Annotated in this window: 13 protein-coding genes; 8 read left to right on the top strand and 5 right to left on the bottom strand. The window is 66.4% G+C overall.

Annotated features, from left to right (window positions below; all coding sequences use genetic code 11):
- Nucleotides 1-126 precede the first annotated feature (126 nt).
- The 3 genes from OKW37_RS19965 to dacB all read right to left on the bottom strand — a co-directional run bounded on the left by OKW37_RS19965 (nt 127) and on the right by dacB (nt 4,192).
- Nucleotides 127-1,350 carry an SGNH/GDSL hydrolase family protein gene (locus tag OKW37_RS19965; protein WP_429404552.1) on the bottom strand — a complete coding sequence of 408 codons (1,224 nt, stop codon included), beginning with the start codon at nt 1,348-1,350 and terminating at the stop codon, nt 127-129.
- A gap of 95 nt (nt 1,351-1,445) precedes the next feature.
- Complete coding sequence (locus tag OKW37_RS19960; protein WP_429404554.1) at nt 1,446-2,363, bottom strand: sterol desaturase family protein; 918 nt, start codon at nt 2,361-2,363, stop codon at nt 1,446-1,448.
- 188 nt (nt 2,364-2,551) lie between these two features.
- The gene (gene dacB / locus OKW37_RS19955; protein ID WP_429404556.1) at nt 2,552-4,192 is read right to left on the bottom strand and encodes a D-alanyl-D-alanine carboxypeptidase/D-alanyl-D-alanine endopeptidase; all 1,641 of its coding nucleotides are present in this window, start codon (nt 4,190-4,192) and stop codon (nt 2,552-2,554) included.
- Nucleotides 4,193-4,456: 264 nt separating this feature from the next.
- Here dacB and OKW37_RS19950 point away from each other — a divergent pair, with 264 nt between their 5' ends.
- The 6 genes from OKW37_RS19950 (at nt 4,457) to OKW37_RS19925 (ending at nt 10,167) form a co-directional block, all read left to right on the top strand.
- Nucleotides 4,457-5,119, top strand: coding sequence for a response regulator (locus OKW37_RS19950; RefSeq protein WP_027198735.1), 663 nt, complete (start codon nt 4,457-4,459; stop codon nt 5,117-5,119).
- Between the two features lie 4 nt (nt 5,120-5,123).
- Nucleotides 5,124-6,422, top strand: a complete 1,299-nt coding sequence (locus OKW37_RS19945; protein ID WP_184058313.1) for an ATP-binding protein — start codon at nt 5,124-5,126, stop codon at nt 6,420-6,422.
- Between the two features lie 169 nt (nt 6,423-6,591).
- Nucleotides 6,592-8,109 carry a DegQ family serine endoprotease gene (locus OKW37_RS19940; RefSeq protein WP_184058614.1) on the top strand — a complete coding sequence of 506 codons (1,518 nt, stop codon included), beginning with the start codon at nt 6,592-6,594 and terminating at the stop codon, nt 8,107-8,109.
- 278 nt (nt 8,110-8,387) lie between these two features.
- Nucleotides 8,388-8,882 carry a carboxypeptidase regulatory-like domain-containing protein gene (locus tag OKW37_RS19935; RefSeq protein ID WP_184058311.1) on the top strand — a complete coding sequence of 165 codons (495 nt, stop codon included), beginning with the start codon at nt 8,388-8,390 and terminating at the stop codon, nt 8,880-8,882.
- Between the two features lie 147 nt (nt 8,883-9,029).
- On the top strand, nt 9,030-9,410 hold the full coding sequence (locus tag OKW37_RS19930) for a DUF427 domain-containing protein (RefSeq protein WP_184058309.1): 381 nt from the start codon (nt 9,030-9,032) through the stop codon (nt 9,408-9,410).
- Nucleotides 9,411-9,444: 34 nt separating this feature from the next.
- Complete coding sequence (locus OKW37_RS19925) at nt 9,445-10,167, top strand: CoxG family protein (protein ID WP_018421687.1); 723 nt, start codon at nt 9,445-9,447, stop codon at nt 10,165-10,167.
- A gap of 108 nt (nt 10,168-10,275) precedes the next feature.
- On the opposite strand, the gene OKW37_RS19920 is transcribed toward OKW37_RS19925, so the two are convergent.
- Nucleotides 10,276-11,271 (bottom strand): helix-turn-helix domain-containing protein, encoded by a 996-nt coding sequence (locus OKW37_RS19920; RefSeq protein ID WP_429404560.1) that lies wholly within the window; start codon nt 11,269-11,271, stop codon nt 10,276-10,278.
- Nucleotides 11,272-11,441: 170 nt separating this feature from the next.
- Here OKW37_RS19920 and OKW37_RS19915 point away from each other — a divergent pair, with 170 nt between their 5' ends.
- Nucleotides 11,442-12,080, top strand: a complete 639-nt coding sequence (locus OKW37_RS19915; protein WP_184058304.1) for a cysteine hydrolase family protein — start codon at nt 11,442-11,444, stop codon at nt 12,078-12,080.
- A gap of 92 nt (nt 12,081-12,172) precedes the next feature.
- On the opposite strand, the gene OKW37_RS19910 is transcribed toward OKW37_RS19915, so the two are convergent.
- Nucleotides 12,173-12,814 (bottom strand): TetR family transcriptional regulator, encoded by a 642-nt coding sequence (locus tag OKW37_RS19910; protein ID WP_184058302.1) that lies wholly within the window; start codon nt 12,812-12,814, stop codon nt 12,173-12,175.
- 427 nt (nt 12,815-13,241) lie between these two features.
- Here OKW37_RS19910 and OKW37_RS19905 point away from each other — a divergent pair, with 427 nt between their 5' ends.
- Nucleotides 13,242-14,465: an efflux RND transporter periplasmic adaptor subunit gene (locus OKW37_RS19905; protein ID WP_184058300.1), complete on the top strand. Its 1,224-nt coding sequence runs from the start codon at nt 13,242-13,244 to the stop codon at nt 14,463-14,465.
- The last annotated feature ends 7 nt before the right edge of the window (nt 14,466-14,472 follow it).

The raw sequence follows: 14,472 nt of genomic DNA, 5'->3' as shown, positions 1-14,472 counted from the left end.
GCACGGCCACCGGAAAAAGCAAAGGCCCGGCTCGTTCAACGAGCCGGGCCTTTTGCCATCTAGCCAGCCTTAGCGACGCCGGTTAGCTGTCATGTCAATACCGCTAACCCCACGGCCAACGCCGCGTTACTTGCCAAGCCCGCTAGCAGCGATCTGCGTCTCGACCTGCTGTGCGAACAGCGCTTGCAGATGCGTGGTCGGATGCACGAGGTCGGCGAACATGTAGCTCTGGTCTGCGCCGGCCACCGTGTAGGTTTGCGGCGAGCAGAACAGCGACGACGCAAGCGCGCTGCCGAAGTCCGCCGCCGTCTGGCCGGAGGCGAGCACGCTCGGATTGTTCGTCGCGTACGTGGTCGCGCTTTGGGCCATCGACGTCAGGTTACACGCGGTGCCCGTATTCGACACGGTGAAACCGAGCGACTGATAGTTCTGCAACGTCTGGTCGATCCACGCGAATGCGCTCACGTAGATGACCTGCTTGCTCGACGCGAGGCCTTGCTGCAGCACGCCGTTGTAGGTCTTGACGAGCGCGTTGATGAGCGCCTGGCCTTGCGCGCCCGCGGCGAGACCTTGCGGCGTCTGCGCGATGTCCGGCACGTCCGACACCACCACGTGCGTCGCGCCCGACGCGACGACCTTCTGCACCGTGCCGACGAACGTGGTCGCCGCGGTGGCGATGTCCTGCAGCGCGGCCAGCGTGGCCGTCTGCGACGCGGCGGCGGCCGCCGTCTGCGCGTCGGCCGGGGTACCGCCGTTCAGGAGCGCCTGCGTCGCCGCTGCCGTTCCGGCAGCCGAGACCGCTTGGACCGCGACGAAGATGTCGTTCGCGCCGCCGTTCATCAGCACGAGCTGGTTCGAATTGAAGCTGTTATTGTGCCCGGCCAGATACTCGGCGACCTGCGTCGTGACCGGCACCGTCGTCGCGGCCATGTTGTTCGGCGCGTAGCCTTCGCCCGGCTGCAGATCGACACGCGAGCCGCCCTGCGCGTAACCGAGGCCGCCCGTCGCGGTGAGCGGCATGCCGAAGCCGCCGACGTACGCGGCGGTGAGCGTGCCGCCGTAGTACTCGGCGACCTTCTGCGTCCAGACCTCACCCGGATTCGTCGTGAAGCGGCCGCCGCCCGTGCCGACGTTCGCCTGGACCGCCGGCATGTATGTGCCGACATCCGACAGGCTGTCGCCGAATGACACGACCTGCAGCGTGACGCCCCCCGGCGGCGTGTTGCTGCTGCTCGAACTATTGTTGTCGCTGCCACCGCCGCATGCCGCGAGCGCGGCGAACGCTGCGCTCGCCACTGCGATCTGCGTGACGCGCAACCATTGCTGTTTCTTCGAAGCGGTTTGATTCATGTTGACTGCATCTCCTCGTATGTGTGGCCCTTGATGCCATGTGTTGCAGGCGGCGTCCACCGCGTTGGCGGCGTGACGACAGCTTACAGAATCTTCTACGGCCTGCGCGATGTCCGAAGCGCGACCGTATGGTTTGAGTTCAAGCCGGCTCCCTTCGCGCGCTGCGCATGATAAGCGGCGGCCCAGGCGGGCGGCGCGAACAGCGCACGCCATTTGTTGCGCCAGCCGCGCACGCTCGCGAAGTCTGCGGCCATCGATGCCCATTCGTGAAACGTCGCCTTCAGCGGGTTGTACGTATGCAGCGGCTCGGCGATGCCGTACCGCGGCGCCTCGTGCGGGTCTTCTTCGATGTAGCTGCCGAGCAGGCGATCCCAGATCACCAGTACACCTGCGTAATTGCGATCGATGTAGCGATCGTTGCGCGCATGATGCACGCGATGGATCGACGGCGTATTGAACACGTATTCGAGCCAGCCGAGCTTGCCGATCGCCTGCGTGTGCACGAAGAACTGGAAGCCGAGATTGATCAGCACGATCGCGACGATCTGCTTCGGAGCAAAGCCAGCAATGGCGAGCGGAATCCAGAACACCCACATGCCGGCGATCGGGTACATCAGGCTCTGGCGGAACGCGGTCGAAAAATTCATCCGCTCCGACGAGTGATGCACGACGTGGGCGGCCCACAGCCAGCGCACGCGATGACTGCAGCGATGAAAGAGGTAATAGAGCAGGTCCTGCGCGACGAACAGCACGACGAACGACAGCCACGTCGCCGGCCATGTATGAAAGCGGTAATGCTCGTAGAAAAACGCGTAGACAGGGATGATCGCGAGCCACGCGAGCTTGTCGGCGGCCTGCTGCAGCAGCGCGAGCGCGGCGTTGCACAGCGTGTCGCGCCAGCTGTAGAGCCGCTCGGCCGGGCGCGTGCGGCTCACGTGCCACGCCTCCCAGCCGATGCAGGCAAGAAAGACGGGCGCCATGGCGAGCAGCAGCAATTCGGCATCGAATTGCATCTTGTCTCCCTTCCTGGTCCCTGACCGCCGCGCGGTACGCGGCGGGTGGTGTCGTTATCGTTCGTGAGGTCGCGCGGTCTGCACGACCGGCGCCCTGCGCGGCAAGCCCGTGATGTCGCGCGCCGCATGCTGCCCGACAGCGTACACGGTTAGGAGCTTGCCGCGCGCGGCATCGCTAGAAGGAATACTCAGTGGCTGCCGCGCTTGCGCGGGTTTTTCCTGGGCTTCTCGCGCGCTTCCTCGATGGGCGCGGAAACCTTCGTAAAGCCCTGCGACGGGCCTTCGTACACCCATTCGAGCAGCGCGTCGTGCGCGGCGCGCGCCGCTTCCGAATGCGGATCGTTGATCAGGCTGACGACGACATAACTGTTGCCGTCGGCCGACGCGACGTAGCCGGCGATCGCGCGTACGTCGCGCAGCGTGCCGGTCTTGATGTGCGCGTTGCCGCCCGCGCCCTGGCTGGTCAGGCGATTGCGCATCGTGCCGTCGACACCGGCGATCGGCAGCGAGTCGACGAACACCTGCGCGACTGGGCTCGCGTTCGCGCGTTGCAGAACATCGGCGAGCGCGAGCGCGGTGATGTGTTCGTCGCGCGACAGGCCCGAGCCGTTATCGAGCGACAGGTATTCGGTGTTCAGGCTGTCGCGCGTCAGGAAAGCTTCGACCGCGTGCGCGGCTTTCGCGGGCGTGGCGGGCGGCCTTTCCTCGGCGGCGCCGATTGTCAGGAACAGGTTGCGCGCCATCGTGTTGTTGCTGAACTTGTTGATGTCGCGAACGATGTCCGACAGCATCGGCCCCTCGTGCCTGGCGACGAGCTTCGCGCCGGCGGGCACCGCGCCTTCGCGGGTCGCGCCCGTGAATGTGCCGCCGGTTTGCTGCCACAGCGCGAGGAAGCCGCGCGCGAAGAACGTCGAGTGGTCGAGCACGGCGACGTTGATCGTGCGCGCGTCGCAGCGCACCGGAAAATCGCCGATGAACGACGCGACGAGAGTGCCGTCAGGCTCCGGCGTGACGGTCGGCGTCGGCAACTCGCCCCGGCATGGGCCGCTCGTCGCACGCAACTGGTTGTCGATGCGTAGTTGCGCGAGCGCGGGCAGCACGTCGATCGCCACCGTGCCATCGGGCGACGGCGTCAGCGTGAACGACAGCGATTTGAACGCGTACAGCAGCGGATCGGGGCCGACGTTGTACGGCGCGTTCACGTCGTCGTCGAACGCGGGCAGGTCGCGAGTCGACGGATCGAAGTAGCGCTTGTCGAGCACCAGCGCGCCGTCGATACCGTTGATGCCCGCCTTGTGAATCTTCTGCACGAGGTCGATCAGTTCTTCGGGCACGAGCTTCGGGTCGCCGGTGCCCTGGATGTACAGATTGCCGTGCAGCACGCCGCTCGCGTCGAGCGGGCCGTCCGCGTACGCGCTGGTGCGCCAGCGGTAACCGGGACCGAGGATCGACAGGCCCGCGTAGGTGGTGACGAGCTTCATGGTCGAGGCGGGCATCATCGGCTTGCCGGCGTTCAGCGCGAGGATCGGCGTGCGATCGCCGACCTTTTCGACGACCACGCTGATCGACGACAACGGCACGTGCGCGCGCTGCAGACCGACCATCACCGGCTGCGGCAGTACCGTCGTGACGTTGACGCTCGGATGCGTGGCCTTGACGCGTGCCTCCCCCGTCAGCGGCAGCAGCGTGCCTGCGCCGAGCGCGGCGGCGCAGAGCCAGACGGCCGCGCGCGGCACGACGCGGTTAGGCATGAAGGCTGCGCGATCGAACATACGGCGCGAGTGCAGCGCCATACGGCGTGCGACGGAAGACAGAAAAGGGTGCGTCATGAACGGGTGAACGGGCAAACGGACGAGCAGGATTTCAAGGTGTGCGGCGAGCGGCGTGCGCCGTGCGCGGGACGATGGAACGGCAAGCTGGGCGCCTAGACGGCGCGGTAGCGCGCCGCAGTCTACCCGACGGCCGTCGCGCGACGCAAAGCGCCCATTGTAGTGACATCCCGCGAGGCTGCGGTGAAAAAAGCGCCACACGCCGCACGGGTCGGAAGCGGGCGCTAGAATGCGGCATCATCAAATGTTTTGGAACGGACAACCATGCGCATCCTGCTAGTCGAAGATGACCGGATGATCGCCGAAGGCGTGCGCAAGGCGCTGCGCGGTGAAGGCTTTGCCGTCGATTGGGTCGAGGACGGCGAAGCGGCGCTGCGCGCGGCGGCGGCCCAACCTTACGACCTCGCGTTGCTCGACCTCGGTCTGCCCAAGCGCGACGGTCTCGAGGTGCTGCGCGCACTGCGTGCGCGCGGCCATGCGCTGCCGGTGCTGATCGTCACCGCGCGCGACGCGGTCGCCGATCGTGTCAAAGGCCTCGACGCCGGCGCTGACGATTACCTTGTCAAACCTTTCGATCTCGACGAGCTCGGTGCGCGGATGCGCGCACTGATCCGGCGCCAGTCCGGCCGCAGCGATTCGACGATTCGCCACGGCAATTTGACCCTCGATCCCGCGTCGCACCAGGTGACGCTCGATGGCGCCCTGGTCGCGCTATCCGCGCGCGAATTCGCGCTGCTCGAGGCGCTGCTCGCGCGACCCGGCGCGGTGCTGTCCAAGAGCCAGCTAGAGGAAAAGATGTATGGCTGGGGCGAGGAGATCGGCAGCAACACTGTCGAGGTCTATATCCACGCGCTGCGCAAGAAGCTCGGCGCCGATCTGATCCGCAACGTTCGCGGGCTTGGCTACATGATCGCGAAGGACGCCTGAGCCGATGCGCTCGATTCGCCGACAACTGTTGTTCTGGCTGCTCGCGCTCGTGCTGCTCGGCGTCGGCATCGCGGGCTGGCTGATCTACCGGCAGGCACTCGCCGAAGCGAACGAGCTGTTCGACTACCAGCTCGAGCAGATCGCCGCGGCGCTGCCGGCGGAACCGTTCTCGCAGGTGCTCGGCCGCGATACCGGCGACGAGGGCATCGTGCTGCAGATCTGGAACCGCAACGGCATGCTGATGTATTACTCGCGGCCGCGTGCGCCGCTCGCGCCGCGCGCCGAACTCGGTTTTTCGACCGAGCGCACCGACCGCGGCGAATGGCGCGTATATGGCGCGATCGTCGGCGACAACGTCGTGCAGCTCGCGCAGCCGCTGTCGGTGCGCAACCGGCTCGCCGCCAATGTCGCGCTGCGCACGCTGTGGCCGCTGATCGTGCTGCTGCCGCTGCTCGGACTCGCGGTATGGGTGATCGTCGGTCGCGGGCTGCGGCCGCTGCGGCGCGTGACGAGCGCGCTCGACACCCGTCATCCCGAAGCGCTGGATCCATTGCCTGATCAGCGCCTGCCGCTCGAAGTGCGGCCGCTCGTGCGTGCGCTGAACGGGCTGCTGCAGCGGCTCGCGACCGCGCTCGATATCCAGAAGGCGTTCGTCGCCGATGCCGCGCACGAATTGCGCACGCCGCTCGCCGCGGTACAGATTCAGGCGCAACTGGTCGCGCGCGCGAAGGACGACACAGCCCGCAGCGAGGCGCTCGTCGATCTGCAGGCCGGTGTCACGCGCGCGACGCGCCTCGCCGAGCAACTGCTCGCGCTCGCGCGCGCCGAGCCGGACGGCGCCGCCGGCGCAGTGATGCTCGATCTGCGCGAGCTGCTGCAGGAGTGCGTCGCGACCTACGCGCCGCTCGCGATGAATCGCGGCGTCGACCTCGGCATCGAGGCGAGCGAGGCCGCCAGCGTGACCGGCGACGCCGAAGCGCTGCGCGTGATGTTCAACAACCTCGTCGACAACGCGACCAAGTACACGCCGCGTGGCGGCCGCGTCGACGTCAGCCTGCGTGTCGAGGACGGCCATCCGGTCGTGCGGATCGCCGATAGCGGCCCCGGTATCGATCCCGCCGATCGCGAGCGCGTGTTCGACCGGTTCTATCGCGCGGGAGCGGGCGCGAATCGCGCGCGCACCGACGTGGCGGGCAGCGGCCTCGGTCTCGCGATCGTGCGTCGGATTGCCACCCAACATCATGCGCAAGTGTCGCTCGATGACTCGCCGGCCGGTGGTTTGCAGGTCATCGTACGCTTCTGATCATGGTGATTTACTGTTCGGCCAACGCCGGCGTTCGTGCTGGCGCGGCGGCGCCGTAGCGGCCGGTCCGATAAGGTTCCCATGATCTGGCGCTGCTTAAGACTCTTTTAAGTGATGCCCCTTACGCTCCTCGACATCCCAAGTCACTTTCTCCAGTCAGGAGCTCATGATGAACGCGAAAACCTTGTCCCGCGGCGCCGTTGCGGTAGCTGTGGCCGCTGCGCTTTCAGCCGGCTATGTGGCGGGCCATCGCGACGTGCCAGCACCGCAGATCATCTCGCCGGCGCAAGCCGCCGCGATGATGCCAGCCGAAGCAGCCGCCAAAACCGGTATCCCCGATTTCTCCGGGCTCGTCGAGACCTACGGTCCGGCCGTCGTCAACATCAGCGCGAAGCACGTGGTCAAGCAAACCGCGATGCGTGGTAATGGCGGCAACCTCAACGGCAACCAGCTGCCGATCGATCCGAACGATCCGTTCTATCAGTTCTACAAGCGGTTCTTCGGCGGCGTGCCCGGCATGCAGGGCGGCGACGGCGGAGACGCGCCCGACCAGCCGAGCGCGAGCCTCGGCTCGGGCTTCATCATCAGCAATGACGGCTACATTCTGACGAACGCGCACGTGGTCGATGGCGCGAACGTCGTCACCGTGAAGCTCACCGACAAGCGCGAATTCAAGGCGAAGGTGGTCGGTGCCGACAAGCAGTCCGACGTCGCCGTGCTGAAGATCAACGCGAGCGATCTGCCGACGGTGAAGATTGGCGATCCGCGCCAAAGCAAGGTTGGTCAGTGGGTCGTCGCGATCGGCTCACCGTACGGCTTCGACAACACCGTGACCTCGGGCATCATCAGCGCGAAGTCGCGTTCGCTGCCTAACGAGAACTACACGCCGTTCATCCAGACCGATGTGCCGGTGAACCCTGGCAACTCGGGCGGTCCGCTCTTTAATCTGCAAGGCGAAGTGATCGGCATCAACTCGATGATCTACTCGCAGACGGGCGGCTTCCAGGGCCTGTCGTTCGCGATCCCGATCAACGAGGCGATCAAGGTCAAAGACGATCTCGTCAAGACCGGTCACGTGAGCCGCGGCCGCCTCGGCGTCGCAGTACAAGGCTTGAACCAGACGCTCGCCGAGTCGTTCGGCATGCAGAAGCCGCAAGGCGCGCTGGTCAGCTCGGTCGACGCCAACGGGCCAGCGGCCAAGGCTGGCTTGCAGCCGGGCGACGTGATCCTGTCGGTGAATGGCGACGAAGTGAGCGATTCGACGGATCTGCCGGCGAAGATCGCAGGTCTCGCGCCGGGCAGCTCGGCGACGCTGAAAGTGTGGCGCGATAAGGCCAGCAAGGACGTGAAGGTGACGATCGGCTCGTTCTCGGACGCAAAGGTTGCGTCGGCGAACAAGACCGATCAGCAGACCCAGTTGCAAGGCCGTCTCGGCGTCGCGGTGCGGCCGCTGACGCCGGAAGAGAAGAGCAGCGCGTCGGTGTCGCACGGTCTGCTCGTACAGCAGGCAGGCGGCGCGGCGGCGAGTGCCGGCATCCAGGCGGGCGACGTGATTCTCGCGGTCAATGGCCGTCCGGTCACGAACATCGATCAGCTGAAGCAGATGATTTCGGGCGCAGGCAACAGCATTGCGCTGCTGATCCAGCGGGATAACGCGCAGATTTTCGTGCCCGTAGATCTCGGCTGATCCAGTATCCGGGCGGTTCGAACGGATCGCCCATCCCAGTTTGAGCTGTAGTAGCGATTGCCGGTCCTTTGCATTTACTGCAAGGACCGGTTTTTTTTCGCCTGTCCGCCCCGTGCTACGGGGAGCAGCGCGGACAGGGCGAAACGCGCCACGCGGCTTGTTGCCACGGTCGCGCATGCCCAGTCGACGCAACCGGATGGTTGGCACGCAGGTTGCTTCGACCTTGATTTGGGCCTGTTCGGGGACTGGGCAAGGACTGCAACAAGGAGAGCGAACCGATGAAAACCCAACGCAATCAGCAAAGGATCGTAGCCGTCGCGCTGTGCGCGGCGCTCGCGCTCGGACTGGCGGGCGGTGCGTACGCGCAGCAGGCGGGCGTGACCGGTGGCTCGACGACCGACAACACCAGCGCGGGCAACACCAACGGCGGCGGTCTGCCGCAAGTCCAGCAGCAGGGCGACGTGTCGTACGTGTCGGGCGGCGTCGGCCTCGACGAATCGAGGGCGTTGCGACAAGCGCAAAGCCAGTGGCCACTGACGTTGCGCTTCACCGGACCCAACGCCGAGTTTCTCGCGGATGTGCACGTGCGTATCGTCGATGCCCATAACGGCGAAGTGCTGAACACGACGTCGCGCGGACCGTTCATGCTGGTGCGCTTGAGCCCCGGCCGCTATACGGTGCACGCGAAATACAACGACAGCGAGCAAACCCGCTCGGTTAGCGTGCCGGCGCACGGCAACGTCAAATCCGCGTTCATCTGGAACGCGAAGTAACGGGTCGATCGGTCCGCCGCCGCGCAGCAAGCTTGCGCAATCGGCCGAAGTTTGGCCGATAATGAAGCCACGGGCAGCTCCCGTGGCTTTGCCGTTCCGGCGGCAACAGCCGGCAGTGCAGCACCCACCCCATCACGGAGCCTGGACATGAGCGATGCGTCGACATCTGCGGGACGGCTGGACGGCCATACCATCGTGATCCGCGACAACGGTCACCGCGTGCGCGTGATTCACGGCGGCGTGACGATGGCCGACACCAAGGCCGCGCTGACGCTATCGGAGACCGGCCTCGCCGACGTGTTCTATTTCCCGCGCGAGCACGTGAACATGGCCCGGCTCGAACGCTCGACGCACACGTCGCATTGTCCGTTCAAGGGCGACGCGTCGTACTTCCATCTGCGCACCGAAGATGGCGTGATCGAGAACGCGGTGTGGTGCTACGAGGCGCCGTTCGAGCCGGTCAGTCGCATCAAGGGCTATCTCGCTTTTTACGCATCGCGCGTCGACCGCATCGATCAGACGTCCTGATCCCGCAGTCGGCGCGTTCATCGGGGAGGTTGTCATGGAACTGAACGACGCGTTACGGATTCCGCTGGCGCCGTCCGAGGTCTGGGACGCGTTGCAGGACCTCGCGCTGTTGCGTGCCAGCCTCGACAACTGCGAGTCGTTCGTGCGTCTCGCCCACGGCGAATACGCGCTGACGATGACCGTGCCGCTCGGCCCGTTGCGCGCGCATTATCAGGCGCGCGCGCACGTCGCCGGCCAGGATTCCGGCCCGGCGGACGCGCAGCGCCGCACCATCAACTTCAAGGCCTTGGCCGAGGGCATCGGCGCGTTGCGCGGTCAGATCGAAGTGCGTTTGCGCGCGGACGAGGGGCGGGAGCGCGGCACGCGCATCGACTACACACTGTGGGCAACGTCGTCGGGACCGCTAGCCGAGCTGCCGACGCGCCAGCTCGAGAACGCCTTGCGTCAGATCGCCGACGATTTTTTCGCCGAGTTCGACGCCGTCGTGCGCGCCAAGCACGGCAAAGGGCCGAACCGCGCGCGTGGCACGGCGCCGCGTCGCCAGTACGTGTTTTTGCGGCCGATCACGCTCGGCGGCATCGCGCGGCGAGCGCGCATCGAGCACAGCCATGCGCTGTCGGGGCGCGCGGCGAGCGCGTCGCATAGCTGGTCGCATCACGAGCCGGGTCAGCATGTCGTGCCGTACTGGGCGTGGGCTGGGATGATCTTTCTGGTCGCACTATTGTTGTATGTCGCGCGCTGGTTCAGCGAGCATTGAGGCCGCGAGCCGCGCGCAGCCCCTGATGGAACGCGCGACAGACATCCCCGCGCGACTACGAAATCCCGGTGACGCACTACGAAATAGCGGTGCTCCCGCCGCCTTCATCTAATCCCCGCGAAACCCCCGCCGCCACGCGCTCGGCGACGTGCGAAACGCGTCCGCGAAATGCTGCCGCAGCGATGCGGCCGAGCCGAATCCGGCGCTCGCCGCGATCGCTTCGACCGACCCGTCGGTGCTTTCCAGCAGCTGTTGCGCACGCGCGAGCCGCTGCGCGAGCAGCCACGCGCCGACGGTGGTGCCGGTCGCGAGCCGGAAGCGCCGCGTGAAGGTGCGGCGGCTCATCAACGCGCGCGCGGCGAGCGTGTCGAGCGTATGCGGCGTGGCCAGGTTGCCGCTCACCCAGTCGAGCAGGCCGGACAGGCGATCGCCGCGCGGGTTCGGCGGCATCGGCTGCTGCACGTATTGCGCCTGGCCGCCCTGGCGATGCGGCGACACGACCAGCCGGCGCGCGACGTGGTTCGCCACCCGCGCGCCGCAGATCTTGCGCAGCACGTGCAGGCAGCAGTCGAGGCCGGCGGCGGTGCCGGCCGAGGTCAGCACGTTGCCGTCGTCGACGTACAGCACGTCGGCGTCGAGCCGCACGCGCGGGTAGCGGCGCGCGAAGTCGTCGGCCCAGGCCCAGTGCGTCGAAGCGGGCCGTCCATCGAGGATGCCCGCGGCGGCCAGCACGAAAGCGCCGAGGCACAGGCCGACGAGCAGCGCGCCGCGCGCATGCGCGGCCCTCAGCGCGTCGAGCAGCGCGGCGGGCGGGGTTTCGGCGGGATCGCGCCAGCTCGGCACGATGATCGTCTGCGCGTCGGCAAGCGCTTCGAGTCCGTGTATGACCGCGATCGAGAAGCCCGCGGTCGTCGCGAGCGCGCCTGTCTCCGCGGCGCAGACGCGGAAGTCGAAGTCGGGAACACCGCCGCCGCGACGGTCCTCGCCGAACACGACGCACGGCACCGACAGATGGAACGGGCTGATGCGGTCGAACGCGACGACGGCGACGACGTGGCGCGGCGCCTGATCGGAGACGTCGTCGGAAGATGCGAAGGTGGTCATGCCGGGCGCCTCATGAAAGCCATAAGTATGGCCCGATTCTAGCGAAGGTTGTCATTCGGGCCGCTGTCGACAGGCGGGCAGCGGAGCAACAATGCCGTCATTGCCGTTGCGCCGCGGCCACCGCGCTGTGCGCGCACCATCGACCGCTTTTTCTGACAAGGAGCCTTGCCATGAGCACACCCGCGCCGCGCCGTGCGCTGATCGTCATCGACGTGCAGAACGAATACGTGAGCGGCGACCTGCCGATCGAATTTCCGGACGTGCGCACGTCGCTCGCCAACATCGGTCGCGCGATCGATGCAGCGCGCGCCGCCAGCGTGCCGGTCGTGATCGTGCAGAACGTCGCGCCCGCCACCTCGCCGCTGTTCGCGCGCGGCAGCGCGGGCGCGGAACTGCACACGGTCGTGAGCTCGCGCGCTCATGATCATTTCGTCGAGAAGTCGCTGCCGAGCGCATTCGCTGGGACCGATCTGGGCGACTGGCTCGCCGCCCGGCAGATCGATACGCTGAGCGTCACCGGCTACATGACCCACAATTGCGATGCCTCGACGATCAACCACGCGGTGCATGCTGGCCTCGCCGTCGAGTTCCTGCACGACGCAACCGGCTCGGTGCCGTATGAAAACAGCGCGGGCTTCGCGAGCGCGGAGGAGATTCATCGCGTGTTCAGCGTGGTGCTGCAGTCGCGCTTCGCGGCGGTCGCGAGCACCGATCAATGGATCGCGGCGCTAAAGAGCGGCGCGCCGCTCGATCGCGGCAACATCTATGCGTCGAATCAGGCGGCGCGAGCGCGCCGGGCGGTTGCCTGAACCCGGCGCAGGGGCGGTGGTCCGGTCCAAAAACAGAAACGGGCGGTTCACCGAACCGCCCGCTGTTCCAATCCGTCACCCTCGCGCGCCTTCTACGCCGCCTTCCTGCGCAACGCCGGACTCAGGCGCAAGGCGTCGAACATCGCTTCCACCATCTGCTGCGCATGCGCGCCGAAGTCGGTCGCGTCGGGCAAAAACAGCATGTCGCGCAACGAGCCGCCGACGAACGCGTGGACCATCGCCGCGGCAAGCTTCGTGTCGAGGTCGGCGGGCATCTGGCCTTTGGAGATCGCATTGCGCAGACCGCCCTCGATCTTCGCGAGCCCCTCGCGCATATTGGTCTGATACCGTTCCATCACCGGCCCCATGTCTTCGACCAGCTCGCACTTCAGAAACAGGATGTCGAACACGCGGCGGCGGCGCGGATCGTTGGCGGTGTCGCGCAGGCAGACGATGCAGACTTCCATCAGTCGCCCGAGCGGGTCAGCTTCGTTGGGATCGAGCGACGCCGCCTTCAGTTCGTCGAGCGGCAGCAGCACGCGGTCGAACATTTCGGTGAACAGCTCGCTCTTATGCGCGAAATGCCAATAAATGGCGCCGCGCGTGACGCCCGCGGCCTGGGCGATATCGGCCAGCGACGTGCGCGATACACCCTTCTCGAAGAAGACCAGTTCGGCCGCGTCGAGAATCCGGTTGCGCGTCTCCAGCGCCTCTTCTTTGGTTCTTCTGACCATATTGGTGTAGCCTGCGCTGATCCTGGGGTTTATGCGGACAGTTTTAAGTCAGTCTGATGACGCTTTGACTACTTCTGAAGCGAATTGCGACGCGAATCTGCGGTACCCCAGCCTCGGAAGATATAAATGCACTTTTACATGCATTCATGAATGTATATATAATAGCACCCCACGATCGGATAGCCCAAGCCGTGACGAGCGGTTAATATCCGTCACTGTTGCCTTTCGAAAGCGCTTTCGCGGCCGCCAAACGGCGGCGTTGCGCGGCATTCCCCGGTATGGCGCATTCGTAGCAGGGTGCCTGCAGGCGCAGGTTTGCATCCATGGGCTTCCGGTCGAGCGTCGCGAGACGCTTGTGTGCGCTGTCGTCCCCGGGGTAGGGATGCGCGCACTTTTTCATTACTCAGTCTTTGACAGAGGTCGCTCCATGCGCGTCGAACGGGTTCCATTCCGCTTAATCAGTGCCGCGACGGCTGCCATCTTGCTGGCGGCGTGCGGACCAAAACAATCTGCCCCGCCGCCACAGACGCCCGAAGTCGGCGTCGTCACCCTCCAGCCGACGACCGTGCCCGTCGTCACCGAACTTCCCGGCCGTACCAGTGCCTTCCTCGTCGCGCAGGTGCGCGCGCGGGTCGACGGCATCGTGCTGCGCCGTGAGTTCACCGAGGGTAGTGAGGTCAAGGCCGGCCAGCGTCTGTACAAGATCGATCCGGCGCCGTACATCGCGTCGTTGAACAACGCGAAGGCATCGCTCGCGAAGGCGCAGGCGAACCTGGTGACGACCACCGCGCAGGCCAATCGCTACAAGGTGCTGGTCGCGGCGAACGCGGTCAGCAAGCAGGACTACGACAACGCGGTCGCCGCCGAAGGCCAGGCCGCCGCCGACGTCGCCGCGGGCAAGGCCGCGGTCGATACCGCGCAGATCAACCTCGGCTATACCGACGTGACCTCGCCCGTGACCGGCCGGATCGGCGTGTCGCAGGTCACGCCGGGCGCATTCGTGCAGCAGAGTGCGGCCACGCTGATGGCCACGGTCCAGCAGCTCGACCCGGTGTACGCCGACCTCACGCAATCGAGCCTCGAAGGTCTGAAGCTGCGCCGCGACATGCAGGAAGGGCGTCTCAAGACGACCGGCCCGGGCGCCGCGCAGGTCACGCTGGTGCTGGAAGACGGCCGCGTCTACTCCGAGAAGGGCAAGCTGCAGTTCACCGACGTGACCGTCGACCAGGGCACCGGCTCGGTCACGGTGCGCGCGATCTTCAAGAACCCGAACCACGTGCTGCTGCCGGGCATGTTCGTGCGCGCGAAGATCGACGAGGGCGTCAACCAGAACGCGCTGATCGTGCCGCAAGTCGGCGTCACGCACGACCAGAAGGGTCAGCCCACCGCGCTCGTCGTCGGCAACGACAACAAGGTCGAGCTGCGTCAGCTCGTCACCTCGGGCACCTTCGGCTCGTACTGGGTGGTCTCGGACGGCCTGAAGCCGGGTGACCGCGTGGTCGTCCAGGGCACCGACAAGGCGCGTCCCGGCCAGCAGGTCAAGCCCGTGCCGGCGCAGCTGCCCGGCAACCCGGCTTCCGAGGCCGCCGCAAACGGCGCCCAGACAGGTCAACCCGCGGCTCAGCCTGCCTCCGCCGCTTCGGGCGCGTAATAACAGG

This window comes from Paraburkholderia sp. MM5482-R2 (assembly GCF_050436125.1).
GTDB lineage: Bacteria > Pseudomonadota > Gammaproteobacteria > Burkholderiales > Burkholderiaceae > Paraburkholderia > Paraburkholderia tuberum.
Note: the sequence above shows the minus strand (reverse complement) of the source record. Positions and strands in the feature narration are given on the sequence as shown.